The sequence below is a fragment of the Sphingobium yanoikuyae genome (assembly GCF_034424525.1).
Taxonomy (GTDB): Bacteria; Pseudomonadota; Alphaproteobacteria; order Sphingomonadales; family Sphingomonadaceae; genus Sphingobium; species Sphingobium yanoikuyae.
In genome coordinates this window covers 4270585-4287083 of record NZ_CP139979.1, presented here as the reverse complement: position 1 = coordinate 4287083, position 16499 = coordinate 4270585, and the positions used below count along the sequence as shown (strand labels likewise).

General features: G+C 64.8%; 15 protein-coding genes. 4 read left to right on the top strand and 11 right to left on the bottom strand.

Annotated elements, in window-relative coordinates:
• Positions 1-37 precede the first annotated feature (37 nt).
• The 5 genes from U0025_RS19825 to U0025_RS19805 form a co-directional block, all read right to left on the bottom strand.
• Positions 38-448, bottom strand: a complete 411-nt coding sequence (locus tag U0025_RS19825; RefSeq protein WP_004209243.1) for a hypothetical protein — start codon at positions 446-448, stop codon at positions 38-40.
• Positions 445-711, bottom strand: coding sequence for a hypothetical protein (locus U0025_RS19820; protein ID WP_004209242.1), 267 nt, complete (start codon positions 709-711; stop codon positions 445-447). The genes U0025_RS19825 and U0025_RS19820 overlap by 4 nt, the downstream gene beginning before the upstream one ends.
• 280 nt (positions 712-991) lie before the next feature.
• Complete coding sequence (locus U0025_RS19815; RefSeq protein WP_004209240.1) at positions 992-1162, bottom strand: excisionase family DNA-binding protein; 171 nt, start codon at positions 1160-1162, stop codon at positions 992-994.
• A gap of 101 nt (positions 1163-1263) precedes the next feature.
• A complete protein-coding gene (locus U0025_RS19810; protein ID WP_004209239.1) occupies positions 1264-1911 on the bottom strand; it encodes a hypothetical protein in 648 nt (215 codons plus the stop codon).
• Positions 1908-3134, bottom strand: coding sequence for a tyrosine-type recombinase/integrase (locus U0025_RS19805; RefSeq protein WP_004209237.1), 1227 nt, complete (start codon positions 3132-3134; stop codon positions 1908-1910). The genes U0025_RS19810 and U0025_RS19805 overlap by 4 nt, the downstream gene beginning before the upstream one ends.
• Positions 3135-3482: 348 nt before the next feature.
• Between U0025_RS19805 and U0025_RS19800 the strand changes: the two genes are divergently transcribed.
• A complete protein-coding gene (locus tag U0025_RS19800; protein WP_004209236.1) occupies positions 3483-3758 on the top strand; it encodes an HU family DNA-binding protein in 276 nt (91 codons plus the stop codon).
• 110 nt (positions 3759-3868) lie between these two features.
• Here U0025_RS19800 and U0025_RS19795 read toward each other — a convergent pair whose 3' ends face one another.
• Positions 3869-5404: a UxaA family hydrolase gene (locus tag U0025_RS19795; protein WP_004209235.1), complete on the bottom strand. Its 1536-nt coding sequence runs from the start codon at positions 5402-5404 to the stop codon at positions 3869-3871.
• A gap of 46 nt (positions 5405-5450) precedes the next feature.
• On the opposite strand from U0025_RS19795, the gene uxaC reads away from it, so the two are divergent.
• Positions 5451-6860: a glucuronate isomerase gene (uxaC, locus tag U0025_RS19790; RefSeq protein WP_004209234.1), complete on the top strand. Its 1410-nt coding sequence runs from the start codon at positions 5451-5453 to the stop codon at positions 6858-6860.
• A 4-nt stretch (positions 6861-6864) separates the two neighbouring features.
• On the opposite strand, the gene U0025_RS19785 is transcribed toward uxaC, so the two are convergent.
• Entirely contained in the window at positions 6865-7899 is a 1035-nt protein-coding gene (locus U0025_RS19785; RefSeq protein WP_004209233.1) for a LacI family DNA-binding transcriptional regulator, read from the bottom strand.
• Positions 7900-7990: 91 nt separating this feature from the next.
• On the opposite strand from U0025_RS19785, the gene U0025_RS19780 reads away from it, so the two are divergent.
• Positions 7991-8542, top strand: a complete 552-nt coding sequence (locus U0025_RS19780) for an arsenate reductase/protein-tyrosine-phosphatase family protein (RefSeq protein WP_004209232.1) — start codon at positions 7991-7993, stop codon at positions 8540-8542.
• Here U0025_RS19780 and U0025_RS19775 read toward each other — a convergent pair.
• From U0025_RS19775 to U0025_RS19760, 4 genes are all read right to left on the bottom strand, one after another.
• The gene (locus tag U0025_RS19775; protein WP_037490693.1) at positions 8511-9719 is read right to left on the bottom strand and encodes a carboxylate--amine ligase; all 1209 of its coding nucleotides are present in this window, start codon (positions 9717-9719) and stop codon (positions 8511-8513) included. The genes U0025_RS19780 and U0025_RS19775 overlap by 32 nt on opposite strands.
• A complete protein-coding gene (locus tag U0025_RS19770; RefSeq protein ID WP_004209229.1) occupies positions 9716-10696 on the bottom strand; it encodes a polysaccharide deacetylase family protein in 981 nt (326 codons plus the stop codon). The genes U0025_RS19775 and U0025_RS19770 overlap by 4 nt, the downstream gene beginning before the upstream one ends.
• Positions 10697-10853: 157 nt before the next feature.
• On the bottom strand, positions 10854-11351 hold the full coding sequence (locus U0025_RS19765) for a flavin reductase family protein (protein ID WP_004209228.1): 498 nt from the start codon (positions 11349-11351) through the stop codon (positions 10854-10856).
• 101 nt (positions 11352-11452) lie between these two features.
• The gene (locus tag U0025_RS19760; RefSeq protein WP_010335805.1) at positions 11453-13714 is read right to left on the bottom strand and encodes an NADP-dependent malic enzyme; all 2262 of its coding nucleotides are present in this window, start codon (positions 13712-13714) and stop codon (positions 11453-11455) included.
• 137 nt (positions 13715-13851) lie between these two features.
• Between U0025_RS19760 and mutS the strand changes: the two genes are divergently transcribed.
• Positions 13852-16494, top strand: coding sequence for a DNA mismatch repair protein MutS (gene mutS, locus U0025_RS19755; RefSeq protein WP_004209226.1), 2643 nt, complete (start codon positions 13852-13854; stop codon positions 16492-16494).
• Positions 16495-16499 lie beyond the last annotated feature (5 nt).

Here is a 16499-nt window from a genome sequence, read left to right as displayed (position 1 = left end):
ACAGCGCGATACCCGTAGGAAAACTCCAACAGGGCGATCATGCGGCCCTCCCGGCGCGCAGATCGCGTGCCTTTTCCATGAGGCCATCCACCCAAGACATGTTGATCGGATCGAGAATGTCGGCGCGATATAGGCTGCGCAACCGATCGACCGAGCGCCGGGTCAAGTATTCGCCCATGAACTTCGGATCACGCAACATAGCGTCGATCTTGACCCGATGTGTGGCGGGCGGTGGGGATGGGTTCGCCTGGAATGTGTTCGACCAATCGAAATTACCAGGCTTTCCGCCCGCAATGCCCCGCTCGATCACGTCGGCAACGCGGAGGCCATGTCCGCCAAGCTGCTTCACCAGCATGCGGGCGGCCGCTAGGATCTCGCCATCATGTGCGGATTCAAGCCGGGCCGCGATCTTGGAGAGGCGGGCGGCGTTATCGGCGCTGATCGTCATGCCGCCACCTCGCCCTGCTTATAATCGCTGACGATGATCGGCAGGCCCATCCGGTTATCCGACGAGGAAACCGCGCTCATCACCAGATCATAGGAAGCGATCGGCGTCACATAGTCGTCAGGCGCCGGGATGCCGATGGTGTGGCCCATCCAACCGTCGATCTCGCCATCCAACCGGGCAGCACGGTAAACGAGCCAAGCACGAACGATCGGGAAAGCGACGCGCAAAACATTGCTGCGCCGGCTGATTACGGCGCTATGCATCCGCGCCTCCCGTCCGGTCGACTATGGCCCAACCATGCTGCTGGTGTAGCGACTGCGCGAACGCCATCGCCTGCGCATGCTCGCGGAATTCCCAACCCTGATTGTCAGGCACGATCTGGGGCTTCACCACGACATCGAAGCCACAGCCGAAAGCCTCATGGGCGATTTCGATGGTCTGAGCGGACGCTGCCGTGCTATAAGCGCTCTTGTCACCTCCACAGTGATTAAGAGCGCCTTCGGCCTTATGGCCGGGGGCGTTTCGGTTCTGAGGCATGGGCGGTCATGCCGCTTCCACGAGGCGCTTCACGCTCTCGATCTTGACCAGGCGGCGACCGCCGACACGCACCGTGTCGATCATGCCGGCGCGCATGTGGCGATAGAAAGTGGACCGGCCGATGCCGAGCGCATTGACAGCTTCATCGACGCTGCAGGTAACGGGCGCGATTGCCATAATTCCTCCATCGGCCCTTGGCGGGATGCCTTGGGCTATGGAGGGACAGTCACGTCGTCCAATTCGGTGGGCAAAATCCGTTGTCGACGGAATTCAGATTGTCACGGAATGTGTTTGCGAGGGCCGGGTCTCCCGCCGCCAAATGCTCGACGTGCAGCGGCCTGAGTGATCTTATTTTCGGGGAAGGCTATTTGAGCCTCTTCCAGCAGCGCCTCCACGCTAGGAAGCGCCCCTCGCGCTTTGCGCTCCTGCACCCAAGCAGACCATACAAATTCAGAGGGAGGCTTCGGCTTTGGTTTCGTCGCAGTTGGTATGAGGCCGGCCAAATGCTTCACCAGCGCATCTAGTCCGTCCCGATCAATAGCAACGTCTTTGTACTGGATCCGCCGTAAGGTGCCGAAGCGGTTTTCTATGGTGCGAATGTTGCCCGCGGCCCAAACTTCAGAATTGATCGATGCCCAAGCTTGATCACTCCATTCTTCAATGACCGGTATATGGTGGTAGCGACCTATGTCATCATCCTCCCCGTGCCTGACCTCGATAACCGCGGCCTTCGCGGCGATGAGACAGTTCTGAAGCCGCCAAACCAACATGTCATGAGCGACTTGCGGATAATCGGGACATGCTGCCTTGCATCGGGCCAGGCCTTCAACAACCGATATCCAACGCTCAGGGACAACGTTCTTGATCGTACTACGCCATCCCCCCGGCGAGTCATGCCAGTCATCGCTCTCATAAATCTTGGTCATCCGGCCACCATTCGGATGACACTATTGCTACCCTGGCAATGCCGCTCCCATGCCGCCATCATCTCCCGGCGCTTAGCCAACAGCTTGCCGCGGCGATAGGCGGCCTCCACCTTGTTCTTGATGGTGTGGGCCAGAGCAGCCTCTGCCACATCGCCGGGGAAACTGGTTTCTTCCGACACCCAATCGCGGAACGCCGATCGCATGCCGTGAACCGTTCCGGCCTCCTTGGCGACGCCGGCCTCTCGCAGAGCCTTCGCCATCGTGGCGTCCGACATGGGGTTGCCGCGTAGCCCCGGAAACACGACTGTCTCGCTGGAAGCGATCTCCTGCGCGCGCCTGACCAGCGCCAGCGCCCGGTCGCAGAGCGGGACGTTATGCTCCTTCTTTGCCTTCATCCGCTCGGCCGGGATGATCCATAGCTTGCTCTCGAGATCAAACTCATCCCATGTCGCGCCGCGCACCTCGCCCGATCGCGCTGCGGTGAGGATCAGGAACTCAAGCGCCATGTTGCCGATCGTCTCCCTGGCCCGGAGCGTGGCGACGAGCCCCGAAACCTCGCCATAAGGCATGGCAGCGAAGTTGCCCTTGGCCGCGTCCTGCTTGCCTAGCAGTTTGCGGATGCCGTTGCGGTTGAGCTGGACGGTGCAGTGCTTGAATGCATGGCCCCAATCCATGACCGTCAGGACGCGCTGCAGCACCCTCCGCGCCGTTTCCGGCTTCTCGCGCCAGATCGGGGCCAACGCTTCGGCGACATGGTTTTCCTCGATCCGGTTGATGGAAAGGCTTCCCAGCGAGGGGAAAGCATAGTCGCGCAGCGTCTTGATCCACTGGGCGCCGTGCTTCTCGTTTTTCCACTCGCCCTTGTCGCGCTCATAGACGGTTTCCGCCGCCTCCTTGAACGTCGGCACCTTGCGCAGGGCCTTCCGGCGCTCGGCGCGGGTAAGAATCGGCAGACCGTCGCGGCCTGCTTTGCGCAGCGTCCGCGCCTTCTCGCGCGCTTCAGCCAGGGTCAAGTCCGCGAAAGGCCCAAGCCCCATGTCGCGGCGGCGCCCGTCCGAATCGCGAACCCTCGCCACCCAACTTTTTGCGCCTGACGAACTGACGCACAGGATGAGACTTTCGCCGATCGAGTGCCGACCAGGCTTGCGAGCCAGCGAATTAACCTCGGTCACCGTAGCCGGCTTGGTCCGGCGCTCGCGGGCCTTCTCGTTTTGTTCGTTCATACTGTTTTCCCCACTAATGGCGCGGGCTATGGCGGCACATCACGGCACAACGTTGCACATTTGTTCCGCACCGACCAATCAAAACCTACACAAAATGGCACGTCATGAGACTCGGTGGGTTCGATTCCCGGCGGCCTCCGTCTCCGCCACCTTTCCATTGACGATGATCCGGCCGCTCAGGCCGCAATATCGGCCTTTGACCGGCCGGTTGGCATGCGCGCATGCACAAAGCGTCTGAGACGCCGCATTAACCGCACTTTTAAGCGCAATCGGACGCTCAGGACCGATGGACCTTGGCTTTCGTGCCAGCTATGCAATGCGCGCCAACAACAAAGGAAAGCCTATTCCATGAACAACAGCGACCTCGCCGACACCCTGGCTTCGGCCCACAACATCACCAAGGCCGATGCCCGCAAGCTGGTCGATGGCGTGTTTGCCGCGATCGCCGATGCTGCTGCCAAGGGCGAAGAAATCTCGCTCAACGGCTTCGGCAAGTTCAAGGTCAAGGAGTCGGCCGCCCGTGAAGGCCGCAATCCTTCGACCGGCGCGACCATCCAGATCGCTGCCTCCAAGAAGCTCGGCTTCACCCCCGCCAAGGCGGTCAAGGACAAGCTGAACGGCTGAGGAACTGGCCCGGTGCCCGCCTGATGGCGCGGCGCCGGGCTTATTCTGCCGGCATCCTCCGGTCCCGCACGGACGGATTGCCCCAACGCCATTGATCCCTGGGCGAAAAACTAAAGGGTTACGCCGCGCTTCCAGATGCCGATGGCGCGTTCGTCATTCACTTCATTCCGGGCCGGCGCACCACTGGCAATCGCGACGATATGCGCCAGCAGCGCATCGGCCGCGGCATCCATCCCTTCCTGCAGGACGCGTCCGGCGTCGAAATCGATCCAGCCCGGCTTGCGATCGGCCAGCGCGCTGTTCGACGCGATCTTGACCGTCGGCACCGGACTGCCGAGCGGCGTGCCGCGACCGGTCGAGAACAAGGTCAGGGTTGCGCCAGCCGCCGCCAGCGCCGTGGTCGACACGGCATCATTGCCGGGGCCTTCCAATATGGTGAGGCCGGTGCGGCTGATGCGGTCGCCATAATCGATGACGTCGGTCACGGTGGCGATCCCGCCCTTCTGCACCGCGCCCAGCGATTTTTCCTCCAGCGTGGTGATGCCGCCGGCAATATTGCCGGGGCTGGGATTTTCCGACACCGGCTCGCCATGGTCGAGGAAATAGCGTTTGAAGCGGTTGACCACCTGCGTCAGCCGATCGAACACCGCCTCATTCTCGGCGCGCTGCATCAACAGTGTCTCCGCGCCGAAAATCTCCGGGATTTCGGTCAGGATCGCACTGCCCTGTGCCTGGGCCACGGCATCGGCCATGCGGCCGATCAGCGGATTGGCGGTGAGGCCGCTCATCGCATCGGAGCCACCGCATTTGACCCCCAGACGTAACGCCGAAAGCGGCACATCCTGCCGCTGATCCGCGCTGGCCAGATCGATCAGTTCAGCGAGCGCCGTCATGCCGGCCTCGAACTCGTCGCTTTCACTCTGCGCGCGGACGGTGCGCAGCCGGGCACGGCGATCGGGCGGAATGCGCGACAGCAGCGCATCGAGCTGGTTGGATTCGCAGCCCAGTCCAAGCAGCAGCACCCCGCCGGCATTGGGATTGAGCGCCAGAGAGGCGAGAATCGCGGCCGTGCCGTCCAGATCGGCGCCGAGTTGCGAGCAACCAAAGGGGTGATTGAAGGCATGGACGCCATCGATACGTCCCTCCGCCAGCGCCGCCCCCTTCATTGCGAGCCGCTCACCCAGCCGGCCGACACAACCCACGGTCGGGAGAATCCATATCTCGTTGCGCGTGCCGACACTGCCGTCGGGACGGACATAGCCGCGGAAATGCGGGACGGGTCGGTCCGTCGGGGATAGCGGCTGCGGCTGCGGCTGCGCGCCGGTGAAGCGATAGGCCAGTTCGCCTGAAAGCGCGGTGTGGAGATTATGGCTGTGGACATGCTCGCCCGCCAGGATCGCCCGCGTCGCCAGGCCGATCGGCGCGCGATAGCGGCAAACCGGCGCGCCGGCCGCGATATCGTGGAGCGCGAACTTGTGCCCGGCCGGGACCGGATCGCGCAACTGCACATCGGCCGCGCCGACGCGCACGGTCTGCCCAGCCTCCAGCGGGTGCAGCGCGACGGCGATATCATCTTCGGGCGCGACCTGAAGGGCCAGCAGCGGGGCGGTTTCGGCAAGGATCGACATGGGTTTGGAATAGGTCATTGCCAGCGTTGGCACAAGGCGGTAACCGGCGGACAAGGAGATCGCCATGCATCCGCTTACCCTGTCGCCCGACCGCCTGTTCCCCGCCGATCCGACGACCCGTTCGATCGCCCGCGCGCTCTATGCCGAAGTCGCCAACCTGCCGATCATCAGCCCGCATGGCCATACCGACCCGGCCTGGTTCGCCACCAATGCCCCCTGGTCCAACGCGACCGAACTGCTGCTGGCGCCCGACCATTATCTGTTCCGCATGCTCTATTCGCAGGGCATCGCGCTGGACGATCTGGGCGTACCGCATCGCGGCGGCCTGCCCGATACCGATCCGCGCGCGGCCTGGCGCCTGTTCGCCAGCCATTATCATCTGTTCCGGGGCACCCCGTCGAGCATGTGGCTGGACCATGTCTTTGCCGAAGTGTTCGGGCTGGACATGGCACTGGACGCGCAGAGCGCCGACCAGGTCTATGATGCGATCAACGCGGCGCTCGCCACCGACGCCTTCCGTCCACGCGCGCTGTTCGAGCGTTTCAACATCGAATTGCTGGCGACGACCGAAGGCGCGGACGACGATCTGCGTCATCATCAGGCGATCTGCGCTTCCGGCTGGCAGGGGCGGGTGGTCACCACCTATCGCCCGGATTCGGTGATCGACCCCGAGCATGAGGAATTTCGCGACGCGCTGATCCGCTTCGGCGACATGACCGGCGAGGATGTGGAAAGCTGGCAAGGCTATCTGGCCGCCCATGCCAAGCGGCGCGCCGATTTCCGCGCCATGGGTGCGACCGCGACCGACCATGGCTTTGCGACGCCCCGCACCGCCAACCTGTCGACCGTGGAGTGCGAGACGCTGTTCGCGAAGATCGTCGGCGGCACGGCCAATGCCGACGATGCCGAACTGTTCCGCGCCCAGATGCTGACCGAAATGGCCAAGATGAGCCAGGCGGACGGCATGGTGATGCAGATCCATCCCGGTTCGTGCCGCAACCATAATGCCGCGCTGTTCCACAGCCATGGTCGCGACAAGGGCGCCGACATCCCGATGCGCACCGACTATGTCGGTGCCCTGAAGCCGATGCTGGACGTGGTCGGCAACGACGCCAATCTGACCATCATCCTCTTCACCCTGGACGAGACCACCTATGCCCGCGAACTGGCGCCGCTGGCGGGCCATTATCCCTGCCTGCGGCTGGGCCCGGCCTGGTGGTTCCATGACAGCCCGGAAGGGATGCGCCGCTTCCGCGAGATGACGACGGAAACCGCCGGCTTCTACAATACGGTCGGGTTCAACGATGACACCCGCGCCTTCCTGTCGATCCCGGCGCGGCATGATGTCGCCCGCCGCATCGACTGCGCCTTCCTGGCGCGGCTGGTCGCCGAACATCGGCTGGCCGACTGGGAAGCGGCCGAACTGGCGCAGGAACTGACCGTCGGGCTGGTGCGCCGCGCCTATCGGCTCTGATCGGTCAGGCGGGGGCGGGACCGCTCGATTCCGCCTCCACCAGCCGCAGTGGCGGGGGCAGTTCGGCGGTGACGGTCTGCCCCTCGATCCGGTCGATCAACTGCTGGGTCGCGATCCGCGCCATGTCGCCAAAGGGGCGCCAGATGGTGGTGAGCGCCGGCGACACGACATGCGACAACAGGCTGCCGTCGAAGCCGACGACGGATAGCGACTGCGGAACGGCAATGCCCTTGATTCCGGCGCATTTGAGGACGCCGGCAGCCATGACGTCATTGGCGGCGAAGATCGCCGTGGGCGCAGTTGGCAGCGACAGGAAACGCTCGGCGGCGGCAAGGCCTGACTGGAAGCCATAATCGCCCTCCGCTTCGTCCAGCAAAGTGACACCGGCGGCGGCCAGTGCCTCGACAAAGCCCGCCCGGCGCTCCTGCGCGGAAATGGCATTGGCCGGACCGCCGACCATCGCGATGCGGCGATGGCCGAGATCGAGGAGATAGCGCGCCACCTGTGCGGCCGCCTCGCGCTCGGGCGACAGGATCACATCGGCATAGCCGGTGATCGGCAGGGCCGACAGGGCAACGGCGGGAATATGCTCGCGCGCCAGCGCTTCGGGCAGGCCGGCAATGCCCGATACCGGCGGCAGCACCACCAGACCGTCGGTGCGCGAACGTCGGACGAATTGCAGCACATCCTCGACCGAGGCGGCGGCATCCATCGGCGTGGGATGGACCACCAGTTCATAGCCGCGCCGGCCCGCTTCGCCGACGATGCCGCGCTGCACGGCGTCGAGCACCAGCGCATTGCGATCATTATGGACCATGCCGATCAGGAAGGATCGGCCCATGGCGAAGGCGCGGGCGCGCATGGAAGGACGGAAATTGAGCGCCGCAATCGCCTTCTGGACGCGCTCGCGGGTTTCCGCATTGACCTTGGGCGACTGGTTGAGAACCCGCGATACCGTTCGGATCGAGACGCCCACCGCAGCGGCGACATCGGCAATGGTGGAATCGCTTCCCTGCGGGCTGTCCTTTGTTGATCGCATGTTTGCGGCTAGCCACAGGGGGAGGGAAATCGCAACCTGTTTGGGCTAAGGCCCTTTCAATGGATTCCCTGCTCCCTATCGGCACCGTCGCATGATCAACGCACGTTTCGGCACATTTCGCGGTCTGGTCCGCCTGGCTTTGTCCTATCCGCAGCTCGCGCTGGGGCAATCGGCCACGCTGCGCACCAGCCCGGCCGAAGTGCATCGGCTGGTCTTCGTCTGCCAGGGCAATATCTGTCGCAGCGCCTTTGCCGATGTGGTGGCCCGCAAGGCCGGCGCCCGCACGGCCTCCTTCGGCCTGTCGACCACCACCGGACGACCGGCCCATGATCCGGCAATCGCAGCGGCGCAGGCCCTGGGCCATGACCTGTCTGCCCACAAGGCGCTCGACAGGACCGACTATCAGCCGCAGCCGGGCGACCTGCTGCTGGCGATGGAAGTGCGGCAACTGCATCGACTGGCTGCCGATCCGCGCCTGTCGCACCTGCCGCGCCAGTTGCTCGGCACATGGACGCAACCGATGATGCCGCATCTGCACGATCCCTATGGCCTGGACGATCGCTACATGGCCTATTGCCTGCAGCGGATCGAGCAGGCGGTGACGGCGCTGATCAGGACTTATCCCGGCGCAACGCCTTCCTGACGATCTGCCCCAGATCGCGCAGCAGCGGCCGGGGATCGCTGAAGCTGAAGACATAATAGCGCATGCGCGGGTCGAGGAAACCCAGCAGATAGGTGGCAAGGTCGCGCCATGGGCTGGCCCGGAAGAAGGGATCGGCGATCTTTCCGCCCATCAGCAATCGCAGCAGGCGCTTGGTTTCCGGCACCATGTAGCGGGCGCGCAGCGTATCACGGGGCAGGGGCGCGGCATCCGTTTCACCCAGCACCGCCCGGCGATAGGCTTCCCAGGCGAAATGGGCATGACAATGGCCGGCCAGCGGCAGGCTGCCCCAGAAACGGCCGTTCACCTCCATCAACCAGTAATGACCGCTGCCTGCATCATAGCGATATTCGACCATGGCCGGCCCCTGCCAGCCGAGCGCCCGCAGCAATTGTTCGGACAATGCCATTTGTGGCCCGTGGCGGTCGCGCGGTTCGGCACGGCACAGGGTCGATACGCCCCCTTCGGGCGGCCATTCGTGCAGGCGGCGATGCTGGAAAAGCAAGGTCGCATCGCCATCGGCCATGAACAGCATCTGCCCCAGGCCAACACCGCCGCAATATTGCTGGATCATCGGCCAGATGCCGACCGGACGATAGCGGGCAAGCAGCGCCTGCAACGCATCCGGCGTCCGCACATATTCCGCCTTGATCCATTCCAGTCCGGCCCGCTCGAGCAACGGCATCACCGCCGGCGGATTGGCCCATTTGGCGACCAGCGGATAGGGCATGGATGCGGCATGCGCCTGGAAATCATCACCCGCCATCGGCTGCCAGGTTTGCGGTATCAATAGGCCCTGCGCCGCCGCGGCCGCCAGGGTGCGACGCTTGTCGATCACCTGGTTGAGCGCTTCGGCGCGCGGGACCAATATATGGCAATCGCCGATCATCGGCGGCAGCAGCGCCAGATCGAGCAGATCGGTCTCCGAAATGGCGAAGACGGCGCGCGCGCCGGTCCGGGCGATCAGGTCGGGCAGCCAATCGGCCGCCGGGCCTGACGGCCGATCGGTGGAGTCCGTGCAATAGCGCGATGCCGCCGCGATGCCGCTTGCCGGCCCGACGCCATGGACCGGCACGCCATGGCGGCCGAGTTCCCGGACGATGGTCAGGCTGATCGCATTTTCCAGGCCGATGACGATCGCGCAGGGCAGGCGGCTCACGCAGGCACCAGCCGATGTTCGTAGCGCCATGTCGCCCAGGCCTGTTGCGCGACACGCAGGCCGGTTCGCAGCCGGTTGGGCGGCACGCGGGTCAGCGTGCGCGCGGGGGCATCAGCGAGCGCCGAAGAAAGATCGTGAAAGCCGGCAGGGCGTATGTCCGGCATTGCGGCGGCAGTCCGGCACAATTGTTCGAACCGGCGCATCACCGTGCGGTTCGGGCGCATCCGGTCGCGCGAGAGCATTTCGAAACTATGGGTGACGATGACGAAGGCATCATGACCTTCCAGCGCAGCGTGGCGCATGCCGGCGCGCATTTCGGCGGCCGACATGGCGCAGATCTGTGCCGGGCGGAAATGGCCGGGGCGATCGGCGATCCCCGACACGGGCAGTTCGACCAGCCCGTGGGCGCGAACCGCGCCGATCTGGCCGGCGTCCATGCTTATGCCGCATCCCTGGCCAAGATAGGCCGGATTGACGCTGCTGTCCCAGCCGATGCCGATCGCCGCCAGCGCCCGCAGCGTATCGTCATTGGCGCCGAAATTGCCGGCCCGGAACGCGCTGATCCGCGGGGCGCCTGCCCGCTCCAGCAGGTCGCGGCCAAGGCCAAGCAGGGTGATCTGGTCGGCCAGGCTGAAATCACCGATATTGCGGCCCTGTCGCCCTTCGATCGGCGAATCTTTGGCCCAGGCCAGCCATTCGCTGTGCAGATGGAGTTGCACTTCATGCCCACGCCCGACGATGGCCGCAACGATGGGCTGGAGAAAGGCGGGACCGTGGATCAGCGCCGGCAGGGGATCGAGGAAGAAGACGCCCTTGAGGCCATGGCGGTCCATCAGGTCCATCTGCCAGCCGATGCCGTAAGCACCGGCCGCCGTCTCGCCCCAGATCGACTGGCGCAGATTCTGCTCAAGACCGACGCCGCGCTGGTGCAGCGCTGCGGACAATTCGGTGTCGATGGTGATGAGCAGCGCAGTCATGATCAGTCCGATCCGGAATGGGGACGATGATAGACGGCAGACGTTAAGGAGCCGTGATGTTTCTGACCCATGTATGGATCATTACGGCCTTTTAACGAGCTTTACCCCTTTTTTCTTGCCCTCTTGTCCAATCAGACGGTGTCACGCCGCCAGTTCCTCATGCGAGCAGCGAAAATTCGCCATAATTGCCCTGGAAGAACAACAATGGCCGGTCGGGCCGTTCCACTTCCAGCGCGACCACTTCGCCCAGCACGATATAATGATCGCCGGCCTCATGCACGGCATGCAGGCTGCAATCGATCCAGGCGACGACATTGTCGATGATGGGCGATCCATTGTCGGATACGCGGTGCGACACGCCGGCGAACTTGTCGGGGCCAGGTGCGGCCAGCTGGCGGCAGAGCGGCTGCTGATCGCTGGCGAGGACATTGACGCAGAAGCGGCCAATCTGCTGGATGCGCGGCCAGCTGCCCGAGCTTTTGGCCGGGAAGAAGGCGACCAGCGGCGGATCGAGCGACACCGAGGTGAAGGAGCCGACAACCATGCCGACCGGGGCGCCATCCTCGGCGGACGCGGTAACGACGCACACGCCGGTCGGATAATGGCCCAGGACGCGGCGGAAGGTGGCACTGTCGATCATGGTTGCGCTGTTCATGCCATGGTCTTCCAGCAGACGATGGCGCAAGGCAAGCGAAACCGGTCAGAAACCAACCGGTCGTAGCGGATAGGGGCGGGGCTGGTGCCCCGCCACGATCATCAGAGCGCGATGCCGCCCGCGGCCAGCACGGCCAGCGTCAGCAACTCGGACGCATTGGACGACATGGTCGCGATCTGCACCGACTTTTCCATGCCGACCAGCACCGGGCCGATCATCGACGTGCCGCCCAGTTCGCGCAGCAGCTTGGCCGAGATGTTGGCCGACTGCAGCCCCGGCATGACCAGCACATTGGCCGGGCCGGACAGACGGCTGAACGGGTAGTTCTTCATCACGGTCGGATTGAGCGCTGCATCCGGCGTCATTTCGCCTTCATATTCGAAATCGACGTCGCGCTGGTCGAGCAGCTTCACCGCGTCGCGCACATTGTCGAGGAAGGCGCCGGGCGGATTACCGAAATTGGAATAGGACAGGAAGGCGACGCGCGGATCATGCCCCATGCGCCGCGCGACCGCGACCGTGCCCTCGGCAATGTCGGCCAGTTCGGACGCCGACGGCCGTTCATGCACGGTGGTATCGGCCAGGAAGACGGTCTTGTCCTTGGTCACCATGACATGGATGCCGAAGGGGGTACGGCCGGCCGCCGGATCCATCACCCGCTTCACTTCGCGCAGGGTCTGGCCATAGGGCCGGGTAACGCCGCTGATCATCGCATCGGCCACGCCCATCTTCACCAGCAGCGATCCGAAGATGTTGCGATCACGATTGACCATCCGCTCGCAGTCGCGACGCAGATAGCCGCGCCGCTGCAACCGGGCATAGAGAAGATCGACCATCTCGGGCACCAGCGGCGAATTGACGCTGTTGTGCAGTTCGAAGCTGTCGGGATCCCGGACGCCCAGTTCCTTGAGCTTGTCGCGCACATGATCGCGGCCGACCAGCACGGGAATGCCATAGCCCAGTTCGCGGAACTGGATCGCGGCGCGCAGCACCACTTCCTCTTCCGCCTCGGCAAAGACGACCCGCTTGGGATTGGCCTTGGCGAGTTCATAGGCGCTGGTGAGAACCGAGGTGGTCGGATTGAGCCGCGCCTTGAGCGAGTCGCGATAGGCGGCCATATCCGCGATCGGCTTCTGTGCGACGCCGGTATCCATCGCCGCCTGGGCGACGGCGGCGGGCACCACTTCCATCAGGCGCGGATCGAACGGCGCGGGGATGATATAGTCGGGGCCGAAGCTGTGCGAACGGCCATAGGCCTTGGCCACTTCTTCGGGCACCTGTTCGCGCGCCAGATCGGCAATCGCCTTGGCGGCGGCCAGCTTCATCGCCTCGTTGATGCCGGTCGCCCGCACGTCGAGCGCACCACGGAAGATGAAGGGGAAGCCCAGGACATTGTTGACCTGGTTGGGGAAGTCCGACCGGCCGGTGGCGACGATCGCGTCGGGACGAACCGCATGGGCGTCGGGCGGCAGGATTTCCGGGTCGGGATTGGCCATGGCGAAGATGATCGGGTTGGCCGCCATCGACTTGACCATATCCTGCGACATGGCGCCGGCGACCGAAAGGCCGAGGAACACGTCGGCGCCCTTGACCGCTTCAGTGAGGGTCCGCGCGTCGGTCTTGACCGCATGGGCCGACTTCCACTGGTTCATGCCCTCGGTGCGGCCCTGATAGATGACGCCCTTGCTGTCGCACATGATGACGTTTTCATTGGGGACGCCCAGCGCCTTGATCAGTTCGGTGCAGGAAATGGAGGCGGCACCCGCACCGTTCACCACCACCTTCATGTCCTTCATGTCGCGGCCAGTGAGCAGCGCGGCATTGATGACGCCCGCCGCCGCGATGATCGCGGTGCCATGCTGGTCGTCATGGAAGACCGGAATGTTCATCCGTTCCTTGAGCGTCGTTTCGATGACGAAGCATTCGGGCGCCTTGATATCCTCAAGATTGATGCCGCCGAAGCTCGGCTCCATCAGTTCGACCGCGTCGATGAAGCGATCGACATCCTCGGTCTTCAGCTCGATATCGATGGAATCGACATCGGCGAAACGCTTGAAGAGGACGGCCTTGCCCTCCATCACCGGCTTGGACGCCAGTGCGCCGAGATTGCCGAGGCCCAGGATCGCCGTGCCATTGGAGATCACCGCGACCAGATTGCCCTTGGCGGTATAATCATAGGCGGTCGCCGGATCTTCGGCGATCGCGCGCACCGGCACCGCGACGCCGGGCGAATAAGCGAGCGAGAGATCGCGCTGCGTCGCCATCGGCTTGGAGGCAATGATCTCGATCTTGCCGGGGCGGCCGGTCGCGTGGAAGAACAGCGCCTCGCGCTCGGAAAATTCCACATTTGACTTTTCGGTCATCGCGATACCCACATAATGGAACAATAGCGCCGCCCTAGCGGCAAGATTATCTTGTGGGCAAGTGCGAGAAGCGCAATTTTCCTGCCCTTTGGCGAAGCTCTGGTTTCAGCGGAGCGATCAGGCTATCCGCTTGCCCCATGGCCAATTCGACCTCCACCACCAACCAGCCTACCCCCATGATGGCACAATATTTCACCCTCAAGGCAGAGGCGCAGGATTGCCTGCTCTTCTACCGCATGGGCGATTTCTTCGAACTCTTCTTCGATGACGCCAAGATGGCGGCCGCGACGCTCGACATTGCGCTCACCAGCCGTGGCGAACATGCCGGGCAGCCGATCCCGATGTGCGGCGTGCCGGTGCATAGCGCCGAATCCTATCTCGCCCGACTGATCAAGGGCGGCCATCGCGTCGCCATCGCCGAACAGACCGAGACGCCGGCCGAGGCCAAGGCACGGGGCGGCAAGGCGCTCGTGGCACGCGCCATCGTCCGCTATGTCACCGCCGGCACGCTGACCGAGGAAACCCTGCTCGACAGCCGGCGCGACAATATGCTGGTGGCGCTCGCCCAGACCGGTGGAGAAGGCGAGCTGGGCCTGGCCGCCGCCGACATCTCGACCGGCCGGTTCGAGACGATGACGGTGCGCGCTGGCGACCTGCCCGCCGAACTCGCCCGGTTGCGGCCGAGCGAAGTGGTGATCGCCGAAGGGTCGACATTGGAGGTCGCCAACAGCCATCCGTTCGACAAGGCGGCCTTTTCCAGCGCCCGTGCTGAAGACGCGCTCAAGCGCCTGTTCGCGGTCGCGACGCTGGATGGTTTCGGCCAGTTCAGCCGCGCCGAACTGGCGGCGATGGGCGGGCTGATTGCCTATCTCGATCATGCGGGGAAGGGCACGCTGCCCTTCCTGGCGCCGCCGCTGCGCAAGACCAGCGGCGCCCATGTCGCCATCGACGCAGCGACGCGCGAGAGCCTGGAAATCGTCGCGACCACCGGCGGCACCCGTGCGGGCAGCCTGTTGGGGGCGGTCGACCGGACCGTCACCGGGGCAGGCGCCCGGCTGCTGGCACAGGATCTGTCGGCGCCGCTGATGGATGCGCCGCTGATCGACGCGCGGCTGGGCCTGGTCCAGCTGTTCCATGATGACGCGACGCTGCGCAGTCAGTTGCGCGCGGCGCTACGCGCGCTGCCCGACATCGGCCGTGCGCTGGGACGTGTCGCCATCGGTCGCGGTAGTCCGCGTGACCTCGGTCAATTGCGCGACGGCCTGGGCGAGGCGCGCTTGCTGCGCGAGCGGTTGGGGCGGCTGGCCGATCAGCCGCTGCTGCTGACGCAATTGCTGCCGGCGCTCGACGGTCATGGCGCGCTGGTCGATGCGCTGGCGCGCGCATTGGTGCCGAGCCCGCCGACCGAAACCAATAATGGCGGCTATATCGCCGACGGCTTCGACCCGGCGCTCGACGAACTGCGCCGCCTCGCCGGTGACGGCCGCCGCGCAATCGCCGCGCTGGAAGCGCAATATCGCGAGCAGACGGGGATCAGCGCGCTGAAGATCCGCCATAATGGCGTGCTGGGCTATCATGTCGAGGTGCCGGCCCGCGCCGCCGACCAGCTGATGCAGCCCGAAAGCGGCTTCACCCATCGCCAGACGCTGGCCGGGGTCGTGCGCTTCAACTCGATCGACCTGCACGAGCAGGCTGGCCGCGTGGCGCAGGCCGGCGCCCATGCGCTGGTGGCGGAAGCTGCTCATCTGGAAACGCTGATCGAGGCGGTGCTGGACCGCAAGGCCGACATCGCCCGCGCCGCCGATGCGCTGGCACGGCTGGACGTTGCCGCTGCGCTGGCCGAGCGGGCGGCCGAAGGCGGCTGGCAACGCCCCCATTTCGTGGTCGAGGACGGGGTCGGCCCCTGCCTCGACATTGTCGGCGGGCGCCATCCGGTGGTCGAGGATGCGCTGCGTGCGCAGGGCCAGCCCTTCGTCGCCAATGATTGCCGGCTGGTCGCGACTGACCGGCTATGGCTGGTCACCGGCCCGAACATGGGCGGTAAGTCGACCTTCCTGCGGCAGAATGCGCTGATCGTCATCCTGGCCCAGGCCGGGGCCTTCGTGCCGGCAGAATCGGCGACGCTGACCCTGGTCGACCGCCTGTTCAGCCGCGTCGGCGCCTCCGACAATCTGGCGCGCGGCCGGTCGACCTTCATGGTCGAGATGGTCGAGACCGCGGCGATCCTGGCGCAGGCGACCGAGCATAGCTTCGTCATCCTGGACGAGGTCGGGCGCGGCACATCCACCTATGACGGTCTCGCGCTCGCCTGGGCGGTTGTCGAGGCGGTGCATGAGGTCAATCGCTGCCGCTGCCTGTTCGCGACCCATTATCATGAGCTGACACGCCTGTCCGAAACGCTCGATGCGCTGTCGCTGCATCATGTGCGGGCACGCGAATGGAAGGGCGACCTGGTGCTGCTGCACGAACTGGCCGAAGGGCCTGCCGATCGCAGCTATGGCCTGGCGGTGGCGCGGCTGGCCGGCTTGCCGCCCCTGGTGCTCAAGCGCGCCAAGGATGTGCTGGGCCGGCTGGAGGCAGGCAAGGCGAAGACCGGCGGCATTGCCGCGGGGCTGGACGACCTGCCGCTGTTCGCCAGCGTCGCAACCCAGGTCGAAGAGGTGGTCGATCCACTGCGCGACGCACTGGATGGCATTGATGCCGACGCCCTGTCCCCGCGTGAGGCACTCGATCACATATATCGTTTGAAACAACTGGCCGCCGCCAGTCACCACGAGTAGACGAG

Excerpts from the sequence above, each read along its gene's own strand:
- U0025_RS19815 (WP_004209240.1), bottom strand. The coding sequence starts at position 1,162 with ATGGCAATCGCGCCCGTTACCTGCAGCGTCGATGAAGCTGTCAATGCG.
- U0025_RS19800 (WP_004209236.1), top strand. The coding sequence starts at position 3,483 with ATGAACAACAGCGACCTCGCCGACACCCTGGCTTCGGCCCACAACATC.
- U0025_RS19785 (WP_004209233.1), bottom strand. The coding sequence starts at position 7,899 with ATGCGATCAACAAAGGACAGCCCGCAGGGAAGCGATTCCACCATTGCC.
- U0025_RS19765 (WP_004209228.1), bottom strand. The coding sequence starts at position 11,351 with ATGAACAGCGCAACCATGATCGACAGTGCCACCTTCCGCCGCGTCCTG.
- uxaC (WP_004209234.1), top strand. The coding sequence starts at position 5,451 with ATGCATCCGCTTACCCTGTCGCCCGACCGCCTGTTCCCCGCCGATCCG.
- U0025_RS19805 (WP_004209237.1), bottom strand. The coding sequence starts at position 3,134 with ATGAACGAACAAAACGAGAAGGCCCGCGAGCGCCGGACCAAGCCGGCT.
- U0025_RS19760 (WP_010335805.1), bottom strand. The coding sequence starts at position 13,714 with ATGACCGAAAAGTCAAATGTGGAATTTTCCGAGCGCGAGGCGCTGTTC.
- U0025_RS19780 (WP_004209232.1), top strand. The coding sequence starts at position 7,991 with ATGATCAACGCACGTTTCGGCACATTTCGCGGTCTGGTCCGCCTGGCT.
- mutS (WP_004209226.1), top strand. The coding sequence starts at position 13,852 with ATGGCCAATTCGACCTCCACCACCAACCAGCCTACCCCCATGATGGCA.
- U0025_RS19820 (WP_004209242.1), bottom strand. The coding sequence starts at position 711 with ATGCATAGCGCCGTAATCAGCCGGCGCAGCAATGTTTTGCGCGTCGCT.
- U0025_RS19795 (WP_004209235.1), bottom strand. The coding sequence starts at position 5,404 with ATGACCTATTCCAAACCCATGTCGATCCTTGCCGAAACCGCCCCGCTG.
- U0025_RS19770 (WP_004209229.1), bottom strand. The coding sequence starts at position 10,696 with ATGACTGCGCTGCTCATCACCATCGACACCGAATTGTCCGCAGCGCTG.
- U0025_RS19825 (WP_004209243.1), bottom strand. The coding sequence starts at position 448 with ATGACGATCAGCGCCGATAACGCCGCCCGCCTCTCCAAGATCGCGGCC.
- U0025_RS19810 (WP_004209239.1), bottom strand. The coding sequence starts at position 1,911 with ATGACCAAGATTTATGAGAGCGATGACTGGCATGACTCGCCGGGGGGA.